General features: G+C 40.1%; 22 protein-coding genes and 1 other RNA gene. 6 read left to right on the forward strand and 17 right to left on the reverse strand.

What is annotated here, in order from left to right; genetic code table 11:
* Positions 1-39: 39 nt before the first annotated feature.
* The 11 genes from B3R79_RS05225 to tgt form a co-directional block, all read right to left on the reverse strand.
* The gene (locus B3R79_RS05225) at positions 40-1,170 is read right to left on the reverse strand and encodes an N-acetyldiaminopimelate deacetylase (protein ID WP_204984655.1); all 1,131 of its coding nucleotides are present in this window, start codon (positions 1,168-1,170) and stop codon (positions 40-42) included.
* Between the two features lie 21 nt (positions 1,171-1,191).
* Complete coding sequence (dapD, locus tag B3R79_RS05230; RefSeq protein ID WP_293695342.1) at positions 1,192-1,890, reverse strand: 2,3,4,5-tetrahydropyridine-2,6-dicarboxylate N-acetyltransferase; 699 nt, start codon at positions 1,888-1,890, stop codon at positions 1,192-1,194.
* A gap of 149 nt (positions 1,891-2,039) precedes the next feature.
* Complete coding sequence (locus tag B3R79_RS05235) at positions 2,040-2,993, reverse strand: hypothetical protein (RefSeq protein WP_293695345.1); 954 nt, start codon at positions 2,991-2,993, stop codon at positions 2,040-2,042.
* A 31-nt stretch (positions 2,994-3,024) separates the two neighbouring features.
* Complete coding sequence (locus tag B3R79_RS05240; protein ID WP_204984656.1) at positions 3,025-3,417, reverse strand: hypothetical protein; 393 nt, start codon at positions 3,415-3,417, stop codon at positions 3,025-3,027.
* A gap of 39 nt (positions 3,418-3,456) precedes the next feature.
* Complete coding sequence (locus B3R79_RS05245) at positions 3,457-3,915, reverse strand: transcriptional regulator (protein WP_293695347.1); 459 nt, start codon at positions 3,913-3,915, stop codon at positions 3,457-3,459.
* Positions 3,916-3,929: 14 nt separating this feature from the next.
* Positions 3,930-4,424, reverse strand: coding sequence for a hypothetical protein (locus B3R79_RS05250; protein ID WP_269725617.1), 495 nt, complete (start codon positions 4,422-4,424; stop codon positions 3,930-3,932).
* A 165-nt stretch (positions 4,425-4,589) separates the two neighbouring features.
* Entirely contained in the window at positions 4,590-5,939 is a 1,350-nt protein-coding gene (locus B3R79_RS05255) for a glucose-6-phosphate isomerase (protein ID WP_293695354.1), read from the reverse strand.
* A 200-nt stretch (positions 5,940-6,139) separates the two neighbouring features.
* Positions 6,140-6,225: signal recognition particle sRNA small type (gene ffs, locus B3R79_RS05260), an RNA gene on the reverse strand.
* A 37-nt stretch (positions 6,226-6,262) separates the two neighbouring features.
* Positions 6,263-6,763: a tRNA adenosine(34) deaminase TadA gene (gene tadA / locus B3R79_RS05265; RefSeq protein WP_168261174.1), complete on the reverse strand. Its 501-nt coding sequence runs from the start codon at positions 6,761-6,763 to the stop codon at positions 6,263-6,265.
* On the reverse strand, positions 6,763-7,539 hold the full coding sequence (locus tag B3R79_RS05270; protein WP_154454928.1) for an MBL fold metallo-hydrolase: 777 nt from the start codon (positions 7,537-7,539) through the stop codon (positions 6,763-6,765). Before B3R79_RS05270 ends, tadA begins: the two co-directional genes overlap by 1 nt.
* A 71-nt stretch (positions 7,540-7,610) precedes the next feature.
* Positions 7,611-8,753 (reverse strand): tRNA guanosine(34) transglycosylase Tgt, encoded by a 1,143-nt coding sequence (tgt, locus tag B3R79_RS05275; protein ID WP_204984659.1) that lies wholly within the window; start codon positions 8,751-8,753, stop codon positions 7,611-7,613.
* Between the two features lie 182 nt (positions 8,754-8,935).
* On the opposite strand from tgt, the gene B3R79_RS05280 reads away from it, so the two are divergent.
* Positions 8,936-9,697, forward strand: a complete 762-nt coding sequence (locus B3R79_RS05280) for a DUF975 family protein (protein WP_235280833.1) — start codon at positions 8,936-8,938, stop codon at positions 9,695-9,697.
* A 47-nt stretch (positions 9,698-9,744) separates the two neighbouring features.
* Here B3R79_RS05280 and perR read toward each other — a convergent pair whose 3' ends face one another.
* The 6 genes from perR to B3R79_RS05310 form a co-directional block, all read right to left on the reverse strand.
* Positions 9,745-10,239, reverse strand: coding sequence for a peroxide-responsive transcriptional repressor PerR (perR, locus tag B3R79_RS05285; protein WP_293695358.1), 495 nt, complete (start codon positions 10,237-10,239; stop codon positions 9,745-9,747).
* 178 nt (positions 10,240-10,417) lie between these two features.
* A complete protein-coding gene (locus B3R79_RS05290; RefSeq protein WP_154454924.1) occupies positions 10,418-10,843 on the reverse strand; it encodes a CoA-binding protein in 426 nt (141 codons plus the stop codon).
* An 87-nt stretch (positions 10,844-10,930) separates the two neighbouring features.
* Positions 10,931-13,567, reverse strand: a complete 2,637-nt coding sequence (gene polA / locus B3R79_RS05295; RefSeq protein ID WP_293695382.1) for a DNA polymerase I — start codon at positions 13,565-13,567, stop codon at positions 10,931-10,933.
* Positions 13,568-13,794: 227 nt separating this feature from the next.
* Positions 13,795-14,742 carry an AEC family transporter gene (locus B3R79_RS05300; protein ID WP_293695361.1) on the reverse strand — a complete coding sequence of 316 codons (948 nt, stop codon included), beginning with the start codon at positions 14,740-14,742 and terminating at the stop codon, positions 13,795-13,797.
* 131 nt (positions 14,743-14,873) lie between these two features.
* The gene (locus B3R79_RS05305) at positions 14,874-16,121 is read right to left on the reverse strand and encodes a hypothetical protein (RefSeq protein ID WP_058814305.1); all 1,248 of its coding nucleotides are present in this window, start codon (positions 16,119-16,121) and stop codon (positions 14,874-14,876) included.
* Positions 16,122-16,365: 244 nt separating this feature from the next.
* A complete protein-coding gene (locus B3R79_RS05310) occupies positions 16,366-17,658 on the reverse strand; it encodes an adenylosuccinate synthase (RefSeq protein ID WP_020917561.1) in 1,293 nt (430 codons plus the stop codon).
* Between the two features lie 409 nt (positions 17,659-18,067).
* Here B3R79_RS05310 and gshAB point away from each other — a divergent pair, with 409 nt between their 5' ends.
* The 5 genes from gshAB to dusB all read left to right on the forward strand — a co-directional run bounded on the left by gshAB (position 18,068) and on the right by dusB (position 24,476).
* On the forward strand, positions 18,068-20,317 hold the full coding sequence (gene gshAB / locus B3R79_RS05315) for a bifunctional glutamate--cysteine ligase GshA/glutathione synthetase GshB (protein ID WP_293695368.1): 2,250 nt from the start codon (positions 18,068-18,070) through the stop codon (positions 20,315-20,317).
* A gap of 97 nt (positions 20,318-20,414) precedes the next feature.
* Entirely contained in the window at positions 20,415-21,233 is an 819-nt protein-coding gene (locus tag B3R79_RS05320; protein ID WP_293695371.1) for a hypothetical protein, read from the forward strand.
* 18 nt (positions 21,234-21,251) lie between these two features.
* A complete protein-coding gene (locus B3R79_RS05325; protein WP_293695374.1) occupies positions 21,252-22,526 on the forward strand; it encodes a toxic anion resistance protein in 1,275 nt (424 codons plus the stop codon).
* A gap of 113 nt (positions 22,527-22,639) precedes the next feature.
* On the forward strand, positions 22,640-23,506 hold the full coding sequence (gene hslO, locus B3R79_RS05330) for an Hsp33 family molecular chaperone HslO (protein WP_264879381.1): 867 nt from the start codon (positions 22,640-22,642) through the stop codon (positions 23,504-23,506).
* On the forward strand, positions 23,499-24,476 hold the full coding sequence (gene dusB / locus B3R79_RS05335; protein WP_167510364.1) for a tRNA dihydrouridine synthase DusB: 978 nt from the start codon (positions 23,499-23,501) through the stop codon (positions 24,474-24,476). Before hslO ends, dusB begins: the two co-directional genes overlap by 8 nt.
* Positions 24,477-24,545 lie beyond the last annotated feature (69 nt).

Consider the following 24,545-nt stretch of genomic DNA (forward strand, 5'->3'; position numbering starts at 1 on the left):
CAAAAGACGCAAAAACAAGGTTTTGCGTCTTTTTTATTTCTAATTGGCTCTTTCTTTTAAGAAACCTGAGATTTCACGAACGGCAAATGGTAGGGCATCCTCATTTGGGCTCATTTTAGGATGGTGAAGGGCATAAGGTGTACCTACCCCAAGCCAAAACATAACGCCAGGAATGTGATTTAAAAGGTAACCAAAATCCTCACCAGTCATGGCTGGCAAACAGTCAATCAAATTGACAGCTTCTTGAGCTTCAAAGAAAGCCATCAATTCACGCGCCAATTCAGGGTCATTTTCAACAGGAAGATAGCCTCCTTGTTTGAGTTCCACGTCGACTTCTATACCAAAACTGGCCGCAACACCTTGAGCAATTTCAGTTAAGCGTTTTTGAATGTGCAGGCTCATCTCCTGTGTCAACGTTCGAATAGTCCCATGCAGCTGTGCGGTTTCTGCAATGACATTATTGGTCGTGCCTGAATGGAAAGAACCAAAGGTCACCACCCCACCTTGAATAGGGTCAACATTGCGGCTCACAATCGTCTGCACCTGCGTCACAAAGTAAGACGCAGCAACCAAGGCATCGTTAGCTTCGTGAGGAAAAGCAGCGTGTCCGCCCTTGCCTTTAAAGGTTACCAAAACTTCACAAGTCCCTGCAAACAAGGTTGAGGTATTGGTCCCAATATCACCCACCTTAAAATCAGGTCGCACATGCAAGCCATAAAATTCATCTGGTTTCCAATCGCCAAAAGCATTGTCCTGATACATGAGCATGCCACCTGCTTCGTTTTCTTCGGCTGGTTGGAAGAGAAACAGAACATTATTTTTAGGCTGTTTTTGCACCAATTCATTGAGCAGACCAAGGGCAACCGTCATGTGGATATCGTGTCCACAAGCGTGCATGCGCCCTTCGTGCTGGCTCGCAAACGGCAACCCTGTTTCTTCAACAACAGGCAAAGCGTCAATATCTGTACGCCAACCAATTGTTTTTTCAGGGGCATATCCCTTGATAAAGACAAGAATACCTGTACGCCAAGTGCGTTGTTCTACAAAGTCTTTTCCAGCCGTTATCTCTGCAATCCGCTCCAAAAGATAGGCTTGTGTTTTGAATTCTTCCAAACCAATTTCTGGAATTTGATGCAAATCGCGACGAATTTTCACTAAATCTAAAGTCATATCACAAACTCCAAATGGGTTTTATAAATGACGTAGAGCGTCTTCTAGGGCTGTTTTTTGTTGAGTTTTCGCATCGATTTCTTTAATGATGCGAGCAGGGACACCTGCTACCACGACATTTTCAGGAACATCTTTTGTAACAATAGCTCCCGCTGCAACGACCGAACCATTACCAACCTGAACCCCTTCAATCACAACGGCATTCGCTCCCACAAGAACGTTATCACCGATACGAACAGGTTCTGCTGAAGCTGGCTCAATCACGCCTGCAAGGACCGCACCCGCACCGATGTGGCTATTTTTCCCAACAATCGCGCGACCACCAAGAACCGCACCCATATCAATCATAGTGCCAGCACCGATTTCAGCACCGATATTAATCACAGCTCCCATCATCACCACCGCATTGTCCTCAATGGTTACTTGGTCACGAATAATCGCACCCGGCTCAATACGAGCATTGAGATGACGTTTATCCAGCAAAGGTACCGCAGAATTACGCCCATCTTGTTCCACCACATAATCCTTGTTTTCAGTCAGATTAGCCAAAAGTGGCTCAATATCTTTCCAATCCCCAAAAAGCACATTGCCAAACTTGAGAACATTTTCTGGAATAGCCGCTGCCAACTCTCCCTCAAAAGTCACCTTCACATTTGTCTTTTTCTCCGCATTACCAATAAAAGCAATAATCTCTTGCGCCGTCATTTTTTGTGCAGTCATCTCTTTTTCTTCTCCCATCCAAAGTTAGTTAATTGTTTACTATTATACCAAATTTTCAGAAAATTTGGAAAGGAATTTGGTTATTTATTCACCCCAAATAATTTTTTCACTCAAAAAAAGACCTCCTTCAGGAAGTCTTTCAAACAAACTCAGTTACTTACTGGAGTGAAAATCAATTTTGCTGAATCTGCTAGTACTGCATCATCTGTATTATAAAAAGAGGTTGTGATAATTTCTCCTTCAGATAGTTTAACAGTAACGTCCATATTACCTGGATTTAAAGATTGACTTCGTTCATCACCAGATTCCTCATTATAAATTCCTATATTCCAACCCAAGTTTTCAAATTCAGTATCCATCGTCATGTTTGTGCTTAAAGTATATGTTCCAGCTGGAATATCTCTACCGACAACATAATTGCCAATTCCAATTTCATTTGATTGTGAAACATTCTCAACTGCTGTAAGTTTGATTTTAGAAATATTTGAAAAGTCTAAAGTGTCACCTTCAAATAATATAACCCTGATTACTGACGGAGAAGTTGTATCCCCACTGTCTGTCGAAGCACCAGGCCAGTTGATATATAGTCCAGAATACGTCTTACTTCTATCACCCATGATATTGCCATTGCCACCAGTAATCTCTAAATCATAAATTCCAGGCTTAATATCACCAGATTCCCCAACAGTAATTTTTCCAGTTATATATAACTCATCAGTAGAAACCGAAGAATCTGCCAATTTATTAATTTCTTCTAAGAAACTTGCTTCCTTGCTTGATTTAGTTTTAGAAGCAACTATATTTCCTGTTTTATCTGCACTTGATGAATTATCCATAGCAGAATCAATCGCTGCACCGTAGGCAGATTGAGTTATCAAAACAATGATAAATGCTAATATTGCAACAATAATTGAAACTAGTGATAAAACCTTTTTATTTTTTCTATTAATTATTACTGATATGACGCCTAGAATAAGAGCTACTAAAGCTAAAGCAGCTGAACCATTATTGATAAATGGCATCCAAGAAGTTAAAAGCGCTATTCCTCCTACAACAACCGCAATTATCGCAACAACTTTATGTTCATTATTTTTCTTTTCCATATTTTATTTCCAACGTTCTAAATTCTTACAATTACTCTTGAAACTTTTTCAAACTAGCAAGGTATAGTGAACCACCAATAATAGCTAAAATTCCACCAACCCAGCCTAAAAATGGGATAATTGCCAAAGCTCCTCCAACAATCAGCAATACATTAGGTGCTGAACCAATACGGTCGTCATCTTTATAATATACAGAACCTACAATTCCAAGAACTAAAATAGCAATTTTAACAAATAAAGCCAAAGTGCTAGCTAGTGTCGTTGAAGTGATTGAAATTGCTGAACCACCATTGTAAGCAGTATCAAGTGTAGTTGCAACATCATTTAATGCGCTTGCTGTGATAATAAGGACCGCTATTAGCAGAAAAATTCCTCCGACAAGTCCTACAATCCCGTTAATTAAAGCTAATTTTTTTGTTTTCATAATCGTACTCCTGTAAGTTATAAATTACACCATAAAATATTAATCATTATTATCCTTGGTTTCTTGTAATTTTTTCCATTTTAAGAATTCTTGAAATTCTTGATAATCTTCCTCACCAATAAAGCTTGAATCCTCTACACTTTTAGTAGTTTTATCATCTTCCATTGTTGGGGAAATAAAATCAACAACATTATTCACAATGGAATTTTTAGTCTCTATTTTTTTCTTTTTAAATGTTTTTCCAGACTTTATTGCAGTATCAGCATTAATCTTATTGTTAAATACATTACCTAAAATAGCACCTAAACCAACCCATTTTCCTGCTTTAGTAAGTCCATCAATAATTTGTACTAAAACACCTACCATAAGCATTAGAAACATGAGACTATATAGCATTGCAAAATCTCCAAATAATAGTTTGAGAAGTCCTAAAAAAATGATAACAATCGCTAAAATTCCAGAACAACCAAGTAAAGCTTTACCAACATTATTATTCATTTAGTTCACCATTCTTATTGTAAGGCTATTGCCATCTGATCTGTATATGATTTTAGGCTGTCACGATAGTCCTTTAAGTACTCTACTATACTGTCTTTTCCAGTAATTCTAGCATTTCCTAAAGAACCATACGCTTCTTTTTGTGTTTCTACACTAGAAGTTACAGAATCTCTCATTGATTGATAAGATTCGACATCTCCTAAACCATATTGTGAGACGACTACTTCATAATTTGAAATGTATTCATTTACGATAGCTTCATACATTTTCAGATAGTCATTATAGGTTACAATACTTTCGATTGTTGAATCAGACGTATCTGTTGGATTAAAATCACTATTAACTGCTTCTGTTGAACTTGATGAACTAGCCACAGTTTCAGTTGAAGAAACTAAATTAGTTGATTCAGTAGTGCTACTTGTTGAAGTAGTATCTTCCTTAGAAGAACAAGCAGAAAAAAATGAAACAGACAGTGCAGTTATAGCAATTAACGCTAGTTTATTTTTCATATTTTCATATCTCCATTTTCCTTAAAATTTTCCACAATCATTATATATCTATATATATATGATTTTGTCAATCGGTTTCAGAGAATTTTTTAAGGAAATTTTAAGGATTTTTTCACGCAAAAAAAGCTCCCTTACGGAAGCTTTTTTATATATGTTAATGATGCATTAAAGACGTGCGTTCAATTCAGCTGACAAGTCTTCAAATCCTGGTTTACCAAGAAGAGCAAACATGTTTTTCTTGTATGCTTCTACACCTGGTTGGTTGAATGGGTTAACAGCGTTAAGATAACCTGAAAGACCAATAGCCAACTCGAAGAAGTAGATTGTATAACCAAGAGTGAATTCATCTTGTTGAGGGAGTGTCAAGAACATGTTAGGTACTCCACCGTCAGTGTGAGCAAGAAGTACACCATCAGTTGCTTTTTTGTTTACGAAATCAACGTCTTTACCTTGAAGGTAACCAAGGCCATCAAGGTCTTCTGACAATTCAGGAATAACAACGTTTTTACGTGGTTTATCAACACGAACAACTGTTTCAAAGATGTTGCGGTAACCTTCTTGGATGAATTGTCCAAGTGAGTGAAGGTCTGTTGAGAAGTTTGCAGATGTTGGGTAGATACCTTTTTGGTGTTTACCTTCTGATTCACCTGCTAATTGTTTCCACCATTCACCAAAGTATTGCAGTGATGGTTCATAGTTTGCCAAGATTTCAGTTACATAACCTTTACGGTAAAGGATGTTACGGATAGCAGCGTATTGGTAAGCAATGTTTTCTGAAAGTTTGTCAGATGACAAATCTTTGCGCGCTGCGTTAGCACCATTCATAAGAGCTTCAATATCAATACCTGCAGCAGCAATTGGAAGAAGACCTACTGGTGTCAATACTGAGAAACGTCCACCAACATTATCTGGCACAACAAATGTTTCCCAATCGTTAGCAACAGCTTCTACTTTAACAGCACCTTTTGCTTTATCAGTAGTTGCATAGATACGTTTGTTAGCTTCTTCTTGACCGTATTTTTCAATCAAAAGTTCTTTGAAGACACGGAAAGCAATCGCTGGTTCAGTTGTTGTTCCTGATTTAGAAATAACGTTTACTGAGAAATCTTTATCTTTCACGTATTCGACAAGATCTGCTAAGTAACTTGAAGAAATTGAGTTACCTGCGTAAAGGATTTGTGGACCTTTACGGTCTGCAGATGCTTGTAAGTTGTAGAAATGATTACTCAAAAAGTCGATAACGGCACGCGCCCCAAGGTATGAACCACCAATACCGATAACAACAAGCACTTCGCTGTCTGATTGGATTTTAGCAGCAGCTTTTTGAATACGAGCAAATTCTTCTTTGTCGTAGTTTTCTGGAAGGTCTAACCAACCAAGGAAGTCAGAACCAGGACCTGTTCCTTTGCGCAAGTACTCATCAGCGGCACTTACTTGAGCTTGCATAAAATCAACTTCTTCTTGTTCAACAAATTGATCTAAAAGCTTTGAATAATCAAATGTAATATGTGTCATTTTTATCCTCCTCGAATACAATCTCTCTTCTATATTACTCTTTTATCCTTTATTTTTCAATGATTTTTAACAAAATAGATCAAATAAATAAAGCGTTTGCTATTTTCAGAAAACATTCAGAAAAAGCACACAAAAATCAAGTTTTTTCTGTAAAAAAACAACATAAAAAGTCCTAAAAATTTAGGCACCTATTTTTAGAAATAAAAAAAGAGCACACACCTACAATCGCTTAGGGCTGCTGGATTCCTCCCCTGACCCACTTCACGCGAAGATGTTGCTCCGATAAGTATTATATCATAATTAAGAAATGATGCAAGCCAGAACTATGCTTTTGCCTGTTTTTGTTGGGCTTTTTTCTTTTCGCGATTACGACGGAAAAAATCTTGCATAATTCCCGCGCATTCAGCTTCTAGAATCCCTGTTTCCACCTCAACTCGGTGATTGAGGCGAACATCGGTCAAAATATCGTACAGGCTCCCAGCACCGCCAAATTTTTGATTAGTAGCTCCGTAAATCACCTGCGGAATGCGAGCTAATCCAATAGCACCGCTGCACATGACGCAAGGTTCAATGGTGACAAACAAGGTGCTATCCAGTAAACGCCAGTTGCCCTCTTTTTCGTTGGCTTCGTTAATGGCCATGATTTCAGCGTGTAAAATAGCTTTTTGCTGCTCCTCACGCGCATTGTGCCCACGACCAATAATCTCACCGTCTTTGACGATAACGCAACCGATAGGAATTTCACCTTTGGCTAATGACTTTTGTGCTTCTTTGAGCGCTTCTCGCATAAAATACGCCTTTTCTTCCTGCGTAAATGCTGACATTACAAGTCACCTAATTGCCATGATTTGTGCGGCACGGCTAAATCAACAGGAACGTCTTTGGCATAGTGTTGGGTTTGTTCTTTCAGCACTTGCAAGTGTTTTGTCGCATCAATGCCTTCTGGTGGAATTGGTGGGGTATGTGTCAAAACAAGGGATTTAACGGCTGCTTTATGGGCAATTTCGCCAGCTTCCTTGCTTGTCAAATGAGCTGGGTGGTTTTCATTGCCTTCATAAAGGTAAACATCCGCTAAAAAGAGGTCTGCATCCTTGGCAAATGCATCCAAGCCATCAAAGTAACCCGTATCACCAGTAAAGACTAGGACTTGACCAGTAGCTCTTTCAACGATACGAAAAGCGTAGCAAGGAACTGGGTGAACGGTTTTGATAAAGGTCACATCAAAAGGACCAATGTGTTCAACACCTGTCACATCATAAGCTCTACCTTCTGAAACGCCAAGCATAGTTAATTTGTCAAATTCATACAAGTCTTCCTTGTGTCCATAAATTGGCAAAACTTTTGGTGTCCAAAGGTGTTTTGGATACAATTGGAAATAGTGGCGTAACACACCCAAGTCAGCGATGTGGTCAGGATGATAATGCGAAATAATCACGGCATCCAAATCAATCGGGCTGATTTCTTTTTCCAGTTCTGTCACGGCACGACTACCGCAGTCCATCAATAATTGAAAACCATCTTCACCAGTAACGAGATAAGAAGTTGTTCCACCGTCATCGTGTGGATAAGCTCCCCAACAACCAAGTGCTGTTAACTTCATAGTACACCCCTCCTTTATTTATAAACCATTATAACACAAAAAGACCCAACCTTGACAGGTTGAGTGAAGTCTCAGAAATTACGGTCGCTTCGATTGTAACCGTAGCGTTCAAAGAAATCTTCACGAAATTCCAAAAGATTGTCATCCATAATGGCTTGACGGACTTTTTTCATCAAGTTGACAAGGAAGTAAAGGTTGTGGTAACTTGTCAAACGCAAACCAAAGGTTTCATCAGCTTTTAGCAAATGACGGATGTAAGCACGCGTGTAATTGCGGCAAGTGTAGCAATCACAGTCATGGTCAAGCGGTGTAAAGTCTTCGGCATATTGGGCGTTTTTAACCACCAAACGTCCTTCGCTGGTCATGCAGGTACCGTTTCGAGCGATACGCGTTGGCAAGACACAGTCAAACATATCAATTCCTCGGATAACCCCATCAATCAAGCTATCAGGTGCTCCAACACCCATCAAGTAACGTGGTTTATTTTCAGGCAAAATAGGCACCGTGAAATCCAAAACCGCGTTCATTTCGGCGTGTGATTCCCCAACAGCTAAACCACCGATAGAATATCCTGGAAAATCCATGCTAATCAAGTCATGAGCTGACTGGCGGCGAAGGTCTTCAAATCCAGCCCCTTGCACGATACCAAACAAGCCTTGGTCATGTGGTCGGCGGTGTGCTTTCAAACCACGTTCTGCCCAACGGCTAGTACGCTCGATAGATTTTTTAACGTAATCATAAGGTTGGTAGAATTGTGGGCATTCATCAAAACTCATCATGATATCAGAACCCAAATTATTCTGAATCGAAATGGCTTTTTCTGGAGAGAGGAACATCTTAGCACCGTTGAGGTGGTTTTTAAAGGTTACCCCTTCTTCTGTGATATTACGCGTTTCTGCTAATGAATAAACCTGAAAACCACCACTATCTGTCAAGATGGCTTGGTCCCAATTCATAAATTTGTGCAGACCGCCAGCACGCGCAATCAAATCATCACCTGGACGCAACCAAAGGTGATAGGTATTGGCCAAAATAATACCAGAACCCATTTCTTTGAGTTCTTCTGGGGATTGAGTCTTAACAGTAGCCTGCGTTCCCACAGGCATAAACATTGGTGTCGGGAAAGTGCCGTGCGGTGTGATAATCTCACCCAAACGCGCTCCCGTGTGTTTTTCTTTCTTAATTAAACGATATTTAATGGGATAATCTGTCATATTTTCTCCTAGCTACCACAAAAAACAGTTGTGGGCAATGTCAATACATTCTCAAAATAATGGTAAAAATAACCTTTACGATTCTACCAAAAAAGTAGCTGTTTGTCATGCAGTTCTTATTATATGCTATTTCTAATACAATATGTTATAATAAAAAGCACGATTAAAGGAGGTTTTTTGACATGACTGCTTCAGAAACACGCCGACAAGCGCGAGAGTTTCTTAAAACACTGACTGGTAAATACCAGCTCTTTATTGTTACTATCATTTTATCTATTTTAACCATTTCCCTATCTTACCGTCAAACCATCGTTTCTTATGGTGATGTGACCACATTTGTGAATTTTTCAACCTCACTTCCACCACTTATTCAAATTTTATTGACCCTATTTTTAGCGTCAGCAAGTTATGCGGTGCTTGATGTGCTACGTGCCAAAAGAACCGAAGTGAGCGTTTCAGACAATATGATTGTCTTTTCAAACGAACTCTTTTGGAAATTTGTTGTGACAGCTATTGTTAAATGGTTCTTCATTTTCTTGTGGTCTTTGATTGCTATTGCTGGTGGTGTGATTTTATCACTTGGTATGGTCGTTAGCGTTGACAACAACCTAGCTGGTTCTGCTATCATTTTCGTTGGTTGCGCTATGGCTCTTATTGGAACATTCTTTGCCATCATGAAGCAATACGCTTATAGTATGACGACATACGTGCTTTACGACGAAGTCAACAACGGTACTTACCGAGGACCTCGTCAAGTGATTGCCAAAAGCCAAGCCTTGATGGATGGTAACAAATGGCGTTTCTTCTGCCTTGAGTTTAGCTTCATCGGTTGGGATATTTTGACCGCCCTTACCTTTGGTTTGCTTTACTTCTACACGCTACCATACAGAACAACTGCAAACCTTATCTTCTACGAAAACTTGCTTGAACAAGAAGAAATCTAAAAAAAGCCTTTCAGCCAGTAGTGGTTGAAAGGCTTTTTTATTGTCCCTCATTCTTCATAAAGAGCAAGAGGTGAGCGTCCTGATTGCTTGACATCTTCTTGACACTTGGGGCAAAGACCGTGGGCGGTTACCTGTATTTTTGTGATTTGGTAGCCTGTTTGCTCGTAAGCTTCTTTTCCAATATCAATCGCATCCACATCCATAAAATCAGCGATGGCACCGCAGCATTTGCAAATGATATTGATGTGCTGGTGTCCCATAAAATCATAGTAAGTGGTTGGATTGTTTGTGACCTTTAATTCCGTCACAAATCCCTCATCGACTAAAACTTTTATATTATTATAAACCGTTGCCAAACTCAAACTTGGGTGTTCTGGCAACAAATCTTTGTAAATTTTATCGGCACTAGGATGCTCGGTGCTATTTATCAGATAAGCAATGATAGCTTTACGTGTTTCCGTGATACGAATGTGTTTTCCCCTTAAATGCTCAATCACATTTTCATAAGCATCTAACGGACGATGATGGGTATGAATATCCATAGCAAAGCCTCCTTCCTCGTTTGCTGTATTCATTATAACACAGTTTAAAAGCTAAGAAAGAAAGCGGTGCTCGTTTTATTTTTGTCTTTATCGACAAAAAATTCTTGAAATTCATTTTATATATAATGCAAAAAGAGCATAAAAACTGAGAGTCGCTTTCTGCGAACTCTCAGTTTTTTCATAATAAGTTTTGATATTCAATCTTGATGCATTTATTCATGACGATGTTATCACGGCCTGCAGCTTGTAACAGATCAGCAGCTTCTTGGCTTTCTAGACCAAGTTGTGCCCAGAAAATATCGGCATCTGTTTCTAGGAAATCTTTAGCGACTTCTGGAAGAAATTCACTGCGTCTGAAAACATCCACAATATCAATGTGAACAGGAACATCTTGCAACCTAGCATAAGCTGTTTCATTTAAAACCTTCTGCCCTGCTAATTTGGGATTGACAGGAATAATGGTGTAGCCTGCTTCTTGCATGATCTTAGAAACACGGTAAGCAGCACTGTCCTCACGATGAGATAGCCCAACCACAGCAATGGTTTTAGCATTTTTCAGATAGTCCGCTATCACGGTTTGGCTCGGATTTTGGAAAGTAGTCATCGCAGAAACCTCCTAAAAATGTCTTTTCTTCAGTATAACACACTTCTTTCTAAAAATGAGATGACAAACCTTGCCATCTCATGTCTTTTATTTAGCTTCGTACCAAGTTTGCCCTGCATTTTCGTCTGCAATAAGTGGTACTGACAAATCAATTGCAGATTCCATGGTTTCTTTAACCAATTTTTTAACGGTTTCAAGCTCATCTTTTGGCACTTGAAGAATGATTTCATCGTGCACTTGCAGCAACATTTTAGTCTTGAATTGTCCCTCAACCAAGGCTTTATCAAGGTTAATCATGGCAATTTTGAGAATATCGGCAGCACTTCCTTGAATAGGCGAATTGATAGCGGTACGTTCGGCAAATTGACGGACGTTGAAGTTGCGAGCATTGATATCTGGCAACTCACGGCGGCGGTGGAAGAGTGTTTCCACATAGCCTTTATCTTTGGCATCACGCACCACGCGCTCCATGTAATTCTTGATGCCTGGGTAGCGTTTAAAGTACGTGTCAATGTACTGCTTGGCCAATTTCCGCGGAATGCCTAAGTTGTTGGCAAGCCCATAGTCTGAAATACCATAGACAATACCAAAGTTTACTGCCTTAGCATTGCGACGGTCATTTGGCGTCACGTCTTCTGGCTTGTCAATGCCAAAGACACGCATGGCAGTTGAGGTGTGGATATCTGCTCCCTCACGGAAAGCCGCAATCAAATGCTCATCATTTGAAATGTGGGCAAGCACACGCAATTCAATTTGCGAGTAGTCCGAACTCAACAAGAGCTCATCTTCTGTTTCAGGCACAAAAGCTTTTCGAATCAAGCGCCCTTGTTCCAAACGCACAGGGATATTTTGCAAGTTCGGGTCCACACTTGATAGACGTCCTGTCTGCGTCAAATCTTGCAAATAGCGGGTATGGATTTTGCCGTCTTGTAAAATGAAATCCTGCAAACCAACGATATAAGTGGATTGGAGCTTGGCAATTTGGCGGTATTCCAAAATTTTAGACACAATTGGAGAAATCGGGGCCAAACGTTCCAAAACATCTACGGCCGTTGAATAGCCTGTCTTGGTTTTCTTGGTGTAGCTAGTTGGCAACTGCATCTTGTCAAACAACAATTCACCCAATTGTTTTGGTGAGTTGATGTTGAATTCCATGCCTGCTAGGTCATAGATTTCCTGTGTCAATTCGTCAATAACGGCTTGGTTGGCTGCTTCCATATCTTGCAAGGTCGCTTTTTTTACGGAAATACCTGCGATTTCCATTTTCGCCAAGACATTTGCTAAAGGTTGCTCCATGTCAACTAACAAACTGGCTTGTTGGTGCTCAGCCAATTTATCTAACATGGCTTGTTCTGAGTCGTTCAAAACAATAATTTTACGAGCTAAATGGCTGAGCAGCACCGCTTTTTCAGGAACAGCACGCTTAACGCCCTTGCCATAAACGGCCTCATCACTATCCAAAACGTGGTTGGTGTAAAGTCTAGCAATGGTTGACAATTCATTGTCCTCAACTGTTGATAAGAGGTACTTGGCAAGACGGCTGTCAAAGGCTGGCGCTGGCAAATCAATGCCTAAATGACTGAGTAGGACCTTGCTCCGTTTGAAATCGTAGGTTTTGATTGGCTTAGCCAAAGCGGCTTGGAACAAATCATCCTTGAGGAGTTCAAGATTGGTTGACGCATAAATCGCCTTGTCATTTCCCCAAGCAAAGCCAATGATAGGCTCAACGTGGTAATTGTCGCCCAAAATTTCAAAATAGAAAAATTGGTCATCTGTGAACATATCCGCACACAAGCTGTCCACTTCTGTATAAGCCACGTCAAATGTTTCTTGCTTCTTAGGAGCACCTAAGCTGTCTTTAAACTGCTTGAAGCCCATGTCATCGTAAAAAGGCACCAATTTATCCAAATTAGGTCCTTGGTAGGCAATATCATCCAAACCAATGGTGATAGGAGCCGTCACATCAATGGTCGCCAAGGTCTTAGACAAGAAAGCTTGCTCTTTGTCGTTAATCAAGTTTTCCTTCATCTTAGACTTTTTCATGCCGTCAATGTTGTCATAAATGCCTTCCAGACTGCCGTATTCTAAGAGCAGTTTCAGACCTGTCTTTTCACCGATTTTGGTCACGCCAGGGATGTTGTCCGATTTATCCCCCATCAACGCCTTAAGATCAATGAATTGTTTGGGTGTGATACCCATTTTTTCCATGAGGTAAGCTGGGGTAAAGGCTTCAAATTCAGCCACGCCTTTTTTGGAAATCTCAACCGTGGTGTTGTTATCCGCCAGCTGAATCAAATCCTTGTCCCCGCTGACAATAGTCACATCGTACTCGTCTTCGTTTTCGGCTAATTTATCCAAAGTTCCGATGATGTCGTCAGCCTCGTAATTCACCAAATCGTAAAAAGTAATGCCCAAGGCGGTCAACATCTCACGAATGTAAGGCAGCTGCTCACGAAATTCTTCTGGCGTCTTGGCACGACCAGCCTTGTAATCTTCGTACATTTCCGTACGGAAAGTGGTCTTACCCGCATCAAAAGCCACCAAAACGTGCGTTGGCTGCACACGCTCTAGCAAGTGATTTAACATGAGGTGAAAGCCGTAAATGGCATTGGTATGCAAACCTGTTCGGTTTTTAAAACGGTCAATCTGATTGTATAAGGCAAAAAAAGCACGGTAGGCAACCGATGACCCGTCAATTAAAAGTAATTTTTTCTTGTTTTCCATGGCTTTATTATAACACATCTTGAGCTATCTCCTCTCCTCTTACGCACGATAGCTTGGCAAATGCTAACATTTAAATTTTCTTTAAGGCAATCCTTTTATACTATAGTCATTCCTAAAACTTTTCCAGTTAGTACCGCTAACTGACTATCATCCTAACAGACAGTTGCTGGAAGGATGTATCTTTTTCATAATCTCCTTAAAGTCTAGCCTAGCTAGGCTTTTTGTTTTTAGCCTAACAAGCTAACCAAAGACATCAAAATAGGCACAACCAGCAAGGTGAGTAGGGTGGATTCGGTAACCATAATAGCCGCATAATCCGCATCGGCACCGTACAATTTGGCTACGACAGGAGCATTGGTCATCACGGGCATGGCTGATTGGAGGATAAAGACTTGTTTCATCAATTGTGGCATTTGGGTGTGTTTGACAATGATTAACATCAAAAGCGGAGCAATCACGAAACGCCCGACTAAGACCAAGACATTGTCTTTGGTAAATCGCAAACGTGACAGCCCTACATTTGCCACCGAAATCCCAATGAAAATCATCGACAAAGGGATGGTCAAATTGCCCAAATATTGGAAATCACTCAATAAGAAAGCTGGGAGTTTGATATTTAAAAGAACCAAAATCACCCCAATGATGAATCCCATAAGTGGTGGCGAGAAGATTTTCTTCAAGGTTCCTCGCAAATCAAGCGTGACTTCTTTGCGACCATCTCTTTGAATCAAATAAGTCCCTATAGTCCAGAAAAACGTCGTGTTACACATGTAATAAACCAAGACATAAGGAATACTTTTATCCCCAAAAAGTGCTTGATTGATAGGAAGTCCCACAAAAATCGTATTAGAATTAAAAAACATAGAAACAAATAAGCCCTGATGCTTTTTATCAATCAAGAATAAATGAGCTACCGCTACAGCAATAGCTAATAAAATCACCATTGAAAGCGCTGGAAAACGCAATTGTGACAGCATTTCAAGCAACTCTTTTGCCGTAAAACGCCCAACAATGGTTGAAATCATATAGCATGGTAATGCTACTTGTGTTACCAACTTGGCAATGAGATTCGGCGCTTTTTCATCGAACCAACCTTTTTTGGTTAGCACATAACCGACTAATACCATGATAAGAACAATCAGAACACCCGAAAAACTACTCACAAACCTTGCCATTGCTTACTTCCTTTTCACCTTTTAGTTTCAGTATAGCATATTTTTAGCGCTTTCTTAACTACTTTTATGAATATTACCCCAGTCATTTAAAAAAGCTAGAAAAATAATATTTCTAGCTTTCTTATTCTTGATTAATCATCATTTTCCGAATCGAACACTTGCTCAACGTGGTCATGAATATCTTTTTTAATTTCTTTTGTTTCAACGACAGATTCTTCACCTAGTTGTTGATATTCTACTTTATCTTTCTTAGTAAATTTCTTATCATCGTCATATTTTTTAGAAATCAAGGAAATCATGCGGCGACGAAGATGTTTTTCGTCCTGCACATTACCTTTTTCACGAATCCAAGCTTGAAGCAAAACAACCAACATAATCAAGCCAATGTAACCAAGGATTGGATACATGACAGAAACCAGTTGTTTAAAACCAAGGAAGGACAAGGCATAACCACTTACGACAAAAAAAATCATGTCACGTTTAAACTGACTTTCACCTTTATTTTCAGAAAAGCGTTTTGCTAAAGCATAGTAAAGACTAAAGGCTGTGTTGAAAATAAGCCCAAATACGACAAGGGAATAGGCAAAAGCAAACCAAGGATGGATTTCATTGGCAAGTACTAACATTGGAATATCTGCAGAAGCAATCTTTCCAACATTGACAAACAAGACAAGTGAGGTAATCGCAATAATCAGACCGACAATTGCACCACCAAGTGTTCCCCCTTTTTCAGCAACGCCAATACGAATAATTGAACCACCAAGGACAAAAGCCATTGATACCCCAGTCATCACACAAATGGCGAAGTAATTAAGAACAGACACCCAAATATTTGGCATATTTGTCGGTAGAGTCTTAGCTACTGTATTTAACTGTTCAAAGTCAAAAGAATGTCCAATCAGACTATGACCAGCAATGATCAATACCATGATAATAACAATCGGCGTGAAAATCCCAATAATCTGAGTAATTTTCTCAAAATCAAGGAAACTTACAAAAATCACAAGGAGAACACAGATTAAAGCTCCTAACCAAGTGGGCAATCCAAATTGTTGATTAAGGTTAGAACCCGCTCCAGCAATCATGACAAATCCAATGACATAACAAGAAATAATCAAAGCAATGTCTAATACACGATTGGTAAAAGGATGGGCAATCTTTGAAAGCACCTCTGAGTGGTCATTCGAACGATAGTAACTTCCTAATGTCACGATAATACGTCCAAATATAGCATTCAAAATCCCTAAAACAATAACGCCAATCATTCCCCAGATACCAAATCCGACAAAATATTGCATCAAATCCTGTCCCGAAGAAAGTCCAGCACCAACAATAATACCAACATAAGCCAGTGCAATTGATAAAATTCGTTTAACCATTTTTCCTCCTTTTTAAATCAGGCAACATTAATAGGTTAACAAAAACAGATTAAGACAAAATGACGATTGTAATCTCAGTATGACATTTGTTAAATTTCCGTGAAAATTTTCACGTTATTTACAACTCTTTTTCAAGCAAATGCCATTTAAAAAATAAGGGTATTTCTTACCTTCATTTTAGCACAAAACCCCGCCAGAAAGCTTCTGGCAGGGTTTGCTTTTATAAAGATTTTTTTCAACTTAATTAAATATTTGCCCAAACTGATTCAAGGATGTTAGTTTGATCTCGATCTGGTCCAACTGAGAATGTTGAAATGCGAACACCAACGAGTTCACCAACACGGCGAACGTAGTCACGAGCATTTTCGGGAAGTTCATCTAGGCTACGGCAACCTGTGATGTCTTCTGACCAACCTGGCAATTCTTCGTAGATTGGTTTACAACGTTTCAATTGTTCAAGACTTGCTGGGTAGTGGTCGATACGTTGACCGTCAAGGTCGTATGCCACACAGATTTTAACAGTATCAAGTCCTGAAAGAACGTCGATTGAGTTAAGTGACAAGTTTGTGATACCTGATACGCGGCGGCTGTGACGCATAACAACTGAGTCAAACCAACCAACACGACGTGGACGTCCAGTTGTTGTACCATATTCGTGACCGATTTCACGGATACGATCTCCAACTTCATCTAGAAGTTCTGTTGGGAACGGACCGTCACCAACACGGCTTGTGTAAGCTTTACATACACCGACAACTTTATTGATCTTGCTTGGACCAACACCTGAACCGATTGTTACCCCACCAGCAACTGGGTTTGAAGAAGTAACAAATGGGTAAGTTCCTTGGTCGATATCAAGCATAACACCTTGTGCACCTTCGAAAAGAACACGTTTACCAGCGTCAAGAGCATCATTCAAGATAACTGATGTATCTGTAACGTAATCTTTGATTTGTTGACCATATTCATAATATTCTTCAAAGATATCTTCAAATTTGATTGGTTCGCATTCGTACATTTTTTCGAAAAGACGATTCTTTTCTTCCAAGTTCACGCGCAAACGTTCTGCAAAGATATCTTTGTCCAAAAGGTCAGCAATTCGAATACCGACACGCGCTGCTTTATCCATGTAAGCAGGGCCGATACCTTTGTTTGTTGTCCCAATTTTGTTATCACCTTTAGAAGATTCTTGCAAACGGTCAAGTTTGATGTGATATGGCAAAATAACGTGTGCACGGTCTGAAATACGAAGACTATCTGTCTTAATACCTTCATCGTGCAAGTATTTCAATTCAGTTACCAATGATTTTGGATTAACAACTACACCATTTCCGATAACTGAGATTTTCTCTGGGAAGAAAATACCTGATGGAATCAAATGCAATTTGAATTTTTTACCGTCGATAACGATAGTGTGTCCTGCATTATCTCCACCTTGATAACGTGCAATCACTTCAGCATCTTGTGACAAGAAGTCAGTGATTTTACCTTTACCTTCATCACCCCATTGGGTACCAACAACTACTACTGATGTCATATTCTGTTCGATACTGATACGAAATCACCTAGCGAGCAAATAAAAACGATACTAACTTATCCAGCCTGTCGTCTCCATCTCCAAGCTAAAATTCGTATCTTCGTCCTTTCTCTACAACTTGGCAGGAATCTCACCTGCGAGTTTGTCTTACAATTTATTATATGACTTTTCTGTGTTTTTTTCAATATTTGACCTTGAGATTTTATTTTTTCCGAACTTTTTTTGAAAAAACGGCTTTTTTTCACATATTTTCTCTCATAGTTAAAATATTCAAACAACTCTTGGTAAAGCAAAAATTTTTTCATAGCAAATCTTTGCATTTTCAGACGCTTTTCCATAGAATAAATTTACATTAAAATGTATACCGTTTACATCATAATCATAGTAATTAGAGTAGCGAGGAATTACCATGTCACTTAATGGTTTACTAGAAAAATCACCAGCGACTTTGCCTATTCTTCAAGCAACTTTTGGGTTAGAAAGAGAAAGTCTTCGAATTGGAAAAGACCACCGTATCGCACAAACTGACCACCCTGCTTGCCTAGGCAGTCGCTCCTTTCACCCTTACATTCAGACGGACTACAGTGAAGCACAGCTAGAACTTATCACGCCTATCGCTCATTCCACAAAAGAAGCGCTCCGCTTTTTGGGAGCACTGACTGATGTTGCTGGCCGTTCCATCGATAAGTCTGAATACCTCTGGCCTTTATCAATACCACCAAAACTATGTGAAACAGACATTCACATTGCCAAGCTAGAGGATGACTACGAGTGCTACTACAGAAAACACTTGGCTGACGTTTATGGAAAAACACTGCAATCAATGTCTGGTATTCACTTCAACATGGAGCTTGGAAAAGATTTGGTCGCAAGCCTTTTTAAAGAAAGCGGCTATCAGTCTATTATTGATTTTAAGAATGATATTCACCTTAAATTAGCTCAGAATTTCCTACGTTTTCGTTGGCTTTTAACTTATCTGTATGGGGCTTCGCCAATAGCTGAAGAAGGCTTTTTTAGTAAAACTTTAGCCAAACCCGTTCGCTCTATCCGAAACAGTCACTTAGGTTATGTTAATCATAAAGACATTCAGGTTTCTTACGAAAGCTTGGAAAAATACATTTCTGATATTGAGGCTTACATAGCTTCTGGCAAGTTGATTGCTGAAAAAGAATTTTACTCTGCGGTTCGCCTGCGTGGCAGCAAGCATGTTCGTGACTATTTGACAAATGGTGTCACTTATCTTGAACTGCGCACTTTTGACCTCAATCCTTTTGATAACCGTGGAATTACTCAAGAGACACTTGATACCGTGCACCTTTTTGTTCTTGCGCTTCTTTGGTTAGATAGTAGCTCTGCTATTGACCAAGACATCACAGAGGCTAGCAAGCTAAATGACAAAATTGCACTTAGCCACCCTCTAGATAAATTGCCTGAAGATGCTCCCGTCGAAAGCATCCTTTTAGCTATGCAAGGAATTGTCGATTACTTTGAATTATCTGACTATTATCAAGGGCTTATCGATGCTATCAAAAATCAGATTGAGCATCCTGAACAAACTATCGCTGGACGCTTGCTAGAAGAGATTGACACCCTATCATTAGAATCTTTTGGGCAAAAACAAGGTCAAGCCTTTCACGATTATGCTTGGCAAGCCCCTTACGCACTCAAAGGCTATGAAAACATGGAATTATCAACACAATTATTGATGTTTGATGCCATCCAAAAAGGTGTTCACTTAGAGATTCTCGACGAAAACGACCAATTCATCAAACTTTGGCACGGTGACCACGTCGAATACGTTAAAAATGCCAACATGACCGGCAAAGACAGCTACATCACACCACTTATCATGGAAAATAAAGTTGTCACTAAAAAACTATTGTCAAAAGCTGGTTTCCCAGTTCCAAAAGGTGAAGAATTCGCTGATAAAGCTGCTGCACTCCGCTATTTCTCACAAATCAAAGACAAAGCTATCGTCGTCAAACCAAAATCAACTAACTTTGGACTTGGTATTTCTATTTTCAAGGAATCTGCCGACCTAACAGCTTATCAAAAAGCCTTGGATATCGCCTTCGCTGAAGATGATACTGTTCTTATTGAAGAATTCATTTCAGGTACGGAATACCGCTTTTTCGTCCTAGATGGCAAATGTGAAGCTGTGCTACTGCGTGTTCCTGCTAACGTCGTCGGAGACGGCAAGCACACCATCGCTCAATTAGTAGAGATGAAAAATCAAGACCCACTACGTGGACGTGACCACCGTTCTCCACTTGAAATCATTGACCTTGGCGATGTTGAAAAGCTCATGCTCCAACAACAAGGTTACACGCTTGATGATATTCCAGCTGACAGAGTCCGAGTTGATTTGCGACGTAACTCTAACATTTCAACAGGTGGAGATTCCATTGATGTGACAGACATTATGCCAGACGATTATAAAACATTAGCTGCGCAAATGGCTAGAGCTGTTGGTGCTTGGGTGTGTGGAGTTGATTTGATTATTCCTGATAAGAGTCTTCCTGCAAGCAAAGAAGAGCCAAACTGTGCTTGTATTGAACTCAATTTCAACCCTGCTATTTACCTTCACACTTATTGTCACGAGGGTCCAGGACAAGCACTTACACCAAAAATCCTAGCCAAACTTTTCCCTGAACTTTAACCCATAAAATCTTTGCCACAATTACAGTCATCACTTGTCATTCTTAACCGTTTTACGATAAAATAAAATCAATCTTAGATAGAAATGGATTGAATATATGTCTCGACCTAGAAAAAACGGAGGAGGCCTCATTATCGCTATTATCGGGGTTATCCTTCTCATTGCTTTGCTTGAAAGCTTGTTAGAAATCATTATCCCACTTGCAATCGTTGGTGGTATTGGATATGGTATTTATTATTTTGCGACCAAGCAATCACGTCTTGAAAAAGTTAATACTAAGCAACGCTTGCAAGATTTAAAAGATAACATTCGTATTGCTGACCACCAAGTCAAACTTTTGGACAGTTATCTCGATGAAAAAAATTACACCCAATACGTTGTCAATGCGCGCCAGCTATTGCCACAAATACGTCACATCAAGTCTGAACTTAGTGAGCTCAAAGCCAAAATGGATTTAAACATCTACAAGCGTGTTCTCAAAAAAGCTGAAACTGTTGAAAAAGATATCAAATTCCAACTAGACCGACTGGATGTCTCACCAGTAAATCCTGACATTTCTGAGGAAGAAGCTGATTTACTAGAACTCGCTCCAGAGTTAGCTCATCTTTACAATAACATTCAGCAAGACCATTTGACTATCTTGAAGAAGATTGAAAATGCTGATAACAAAGAAGAACTCACTGCACTTCACGAGGCTGATATGGACCGCTTCCGCGATATTTTGGATGGCTATCTAAAAATCAAAAAAGCCCCGAAAAATTATTACAATGCTGATGAGCGTTTAGCAAAAGCGAAAACCGCAATGGAAAAATTTGATTTGGCTCTCGATGAAACGCTTCGAAAACTGAATGAAAGTGACTTAAAAGACTTCGATATCAGTCTTCGCATGATGGCTGACGACGATACAAACTTATAAGTTTAATGGGAGGGTATTATGGCTGATACTTTTAACTTTGACATTGATAAAATCGCAGATAATGCAATCACAAAAACAGACAAAACAACCGAAATCATCGTAGCAACTGATACTTCAGCAACTGGTCAAGTCTCTTTTTACGACAAACTGACCCCTGAACAACAATCAGCAATCACAGCCAAAGCTCCTGCTTTAGTTGATAATTTTGTTGCTGACCAAAATGCTCTGCTTGATTTTGGAACATCTGCTGTTGAAGAAGTTAACACAACCGTCAACCGCATTTTGGCTGAGCAAAAAAAACTTGAAATTCCACAAGTTGATGACCTGCTCAAAAACGCTAACCGCGAGTTAAACGGCTTTATCGCCAAATACAAAGACGCTAAGCCTGCTGAGCTCGAAAAGAAACCAAATTTCCTACAAAAGCTCTTTAAGCAAAGCAAAAATAGCCTGCAAGAATTCTATTTTGATTCACAAAATATCGAGCAAAAAATGGATGGTATGGCTGCCACTGTTGTCAAACAAGAAGAAATCTTGGCTCGCAACATCGTCTCAGCAGAAATGCTAATTGAAGACAACAACAAATCTATTGAAAACTTGGTTGGCGTTATCGCCTTTATCGAAGCTTCTCAGACAGAAAGTGCCAACCGTGCGCAAACTCTTCAAAATGAACTTGCAACACTTGATAGCGCAACGCCTGATTACCAAGTAAAATCTGACGAGCTAGCTCGCATGACCGAAGTCATCAATACGCTTGAACAACAGCACACTGAATACCTAAGTCGCCTTTACGTTGCTTGGACAACCACACCGCAAATGCGCAACATGGTCAAAGTCTCATCAGATATGCGCCAAAAACTTGGCATGCTCCGTCGCAACACCATTCCGACAATGAAATTATCAATTGCACAGCTCGGTATTTTGCAACAATCCGTCAAATCTGGCGTGACTGCTGATGCTATTGTCAATGCTAATAACGCTGCGCTTCAAATGCTTGCTGAAACGAGCAAAGAAGCTATCCCTATGCTCGAACGCACTGCTCAAAGCCCAACCGTTTCTATCCGATCTGTTACAGCTCTTGCTGAGAGCCTCGTCGAACAAAACAACAGTATTATCGCAGCTATCGACAACGGTCGAAAACAACGTGCTCAACTCGAAGCAGCCGTTGTAAAATCCGCAGAAACCATTAACGACTCTGTTAAAATTCGTGACCAAAAAATCGTCGAAGCCCTTCTTAACGAAGGCAAAGAAAGCCCAGAAGAAGTCGAAAAAATAAACGTCACAGAAGAAAAATAAACTAAAAAGCGAGGTTCTCCTCGCTTTTTTCGCTTCTCATTTTTCACTGCATGATTACGCTTTACAGCTCACAATACTAGCCCATCAATTTTGCTTTGTGTTATAATATTCTTATGGATAAACTTATAAAATCAATTTCAAAATCTGGTTCTTTCCGTGCTTATGTGCTTGATAGCACTGAGACTGTTAGAACTGCTCAAGAAAAACATCAAACACTTCCTAGCTCTACAGTTGCTCTAGGTAGAACGCTTATCGCCAATCAAATCCTAGCCGCCAATCAGAAAGGAGACAGCAAAGTAACCGTCAAAGTCATTGGTGATAGCTCACTTGGTCACATTATTTCTGTGGCTGATACCAAAGGGCACGTTAAAGGCTACATTCAAAACAAAGGCGTTGACATCAAGAAAACAGCGACTGGCGAAGTTGTTGTAGGGCCTTTTATGGGTGCGGGTCAATTCGTGGTTATCACAGACTACGGCACTGGTAATCCTTATACTTCTTCAACACCGCTTGTTTCAGGAGAAATCGGTGAAGATTTGGCCTTTTATTTGACTGAATCTGAACAAACACCTTCTGCCGTTGGACTTAACGTCCTTCTTAATGACGAAGACAAAGTCGAAGTTGCTGGTGGCTTTATGTTGCAAGTTCTTCCAGGTGCATCTGAAGAAGAAATCAACCGCTACGAAAAACGTATCCAAGAAATGCCAGCCATTTCAAAACTCTTGGAATCTGACGACCACATTGAAGCTCTTCTAAAAGCTATCTATGGCGAAGACGACTACAAAGTCCTCTCTGAAGAAGAAATCAGCTTCAGTTGTGATTGCTCTCGTGAACGTTTTGAAGCAGCACTTGCCACTCTTGGCAAAGACGAACTGCAAGCCATGAGAGACGAAGACCACAGCGCTGAAATCACTTGTCAATTTTGTGGCAAGACTTACACCTTTAGCGAAGAGGACTTGGAGGGACTTATCAATGACTAAACTCAGTTCCTCATTCCAAATCGGTGATGTTACCATTCCTCACCGTACGGTTTTAGCACCCATGGCAGGGGTGACCAACTCTGCTTTTCGTACTATTGCCAAAGAATTTGGTGCTGGCTTAGTTGTCATGGAGATGATTTCTGAAAAAGGTCTTCTCTACAATAACGAAAAAACCCTTCACATGCTGCACATTGATGAAAACGAGCATCCCATGTCTATCCAATTATTTGGTGGCGATGCAGATGGCTTAAAACGTGCTGCTGAGTTTATTCAAGAAAACACAAAAGCAGACATCGTTGACATCAATATGGGCTGTCCTGTTAATAAGGTCGTCAAAAATGAAGCAGGGGCAAAATGGCTCAAAGATCCTGATAAGATTTATCATATCATCAAAGAAGTCACTTCTGTCCTTGATATTCCACTAACCGTCAAAATGCGGACAGGTTGGTCAGATAACTCTTTAGCCGTTGAAAATGCTCTCGCTGCAGAATCGGCTGGTGTTTCGGCTCTAGCCATGCACGGACGCACGCGCGAACAAATGTACACAGGTACTTGCGACCACGAAACGCTGGCTCGTGTTGCCAAAGCCATCACCAAAATTCCATTTATCGGAAACGGTGACGTGCGCACTGTTCACGATGCCAAATACATGATTGAAGAAATCGGTGTTGATGCCGTTATGGTAGGACGTGCTGCGATGAATAACCCTTACATTTTCACCCAAATCAATCACTATTTTGAAACAGGTGAGGAACTGCCTGATTTACCATTTGTCAAAAAATTGGATATCGCAGAAGACCATCTCAAACGTTTGATTGACCTCAAGGGCGAAACCATCGCCGTTCGTGAATTTCGTGGCTTAGCCCCACACTACCTTCGTGGTACCGCTGGCGCTGCCAAAATCCGCGGAGCCGTTTCACGCGCAGAAACCATTGATGAAGTCAAAGAAATCTTTGACAGCCTACGATAACAAAAAAGCAGCCTGCTGACTGCTTCACATACAAAAACTGCTAAGGTACTTTGCCCTAGCAGTTTTTTT

Source organism: Streptococcus sp. UBA3373 (genome assembly GCF_002360305.1).
Classification (GTDB): Bacteria; Bacillota; Bacilli; order Lactobacillales; family Streptococcaceae; genus Streptococcus; species Streptococcus alactolyticus.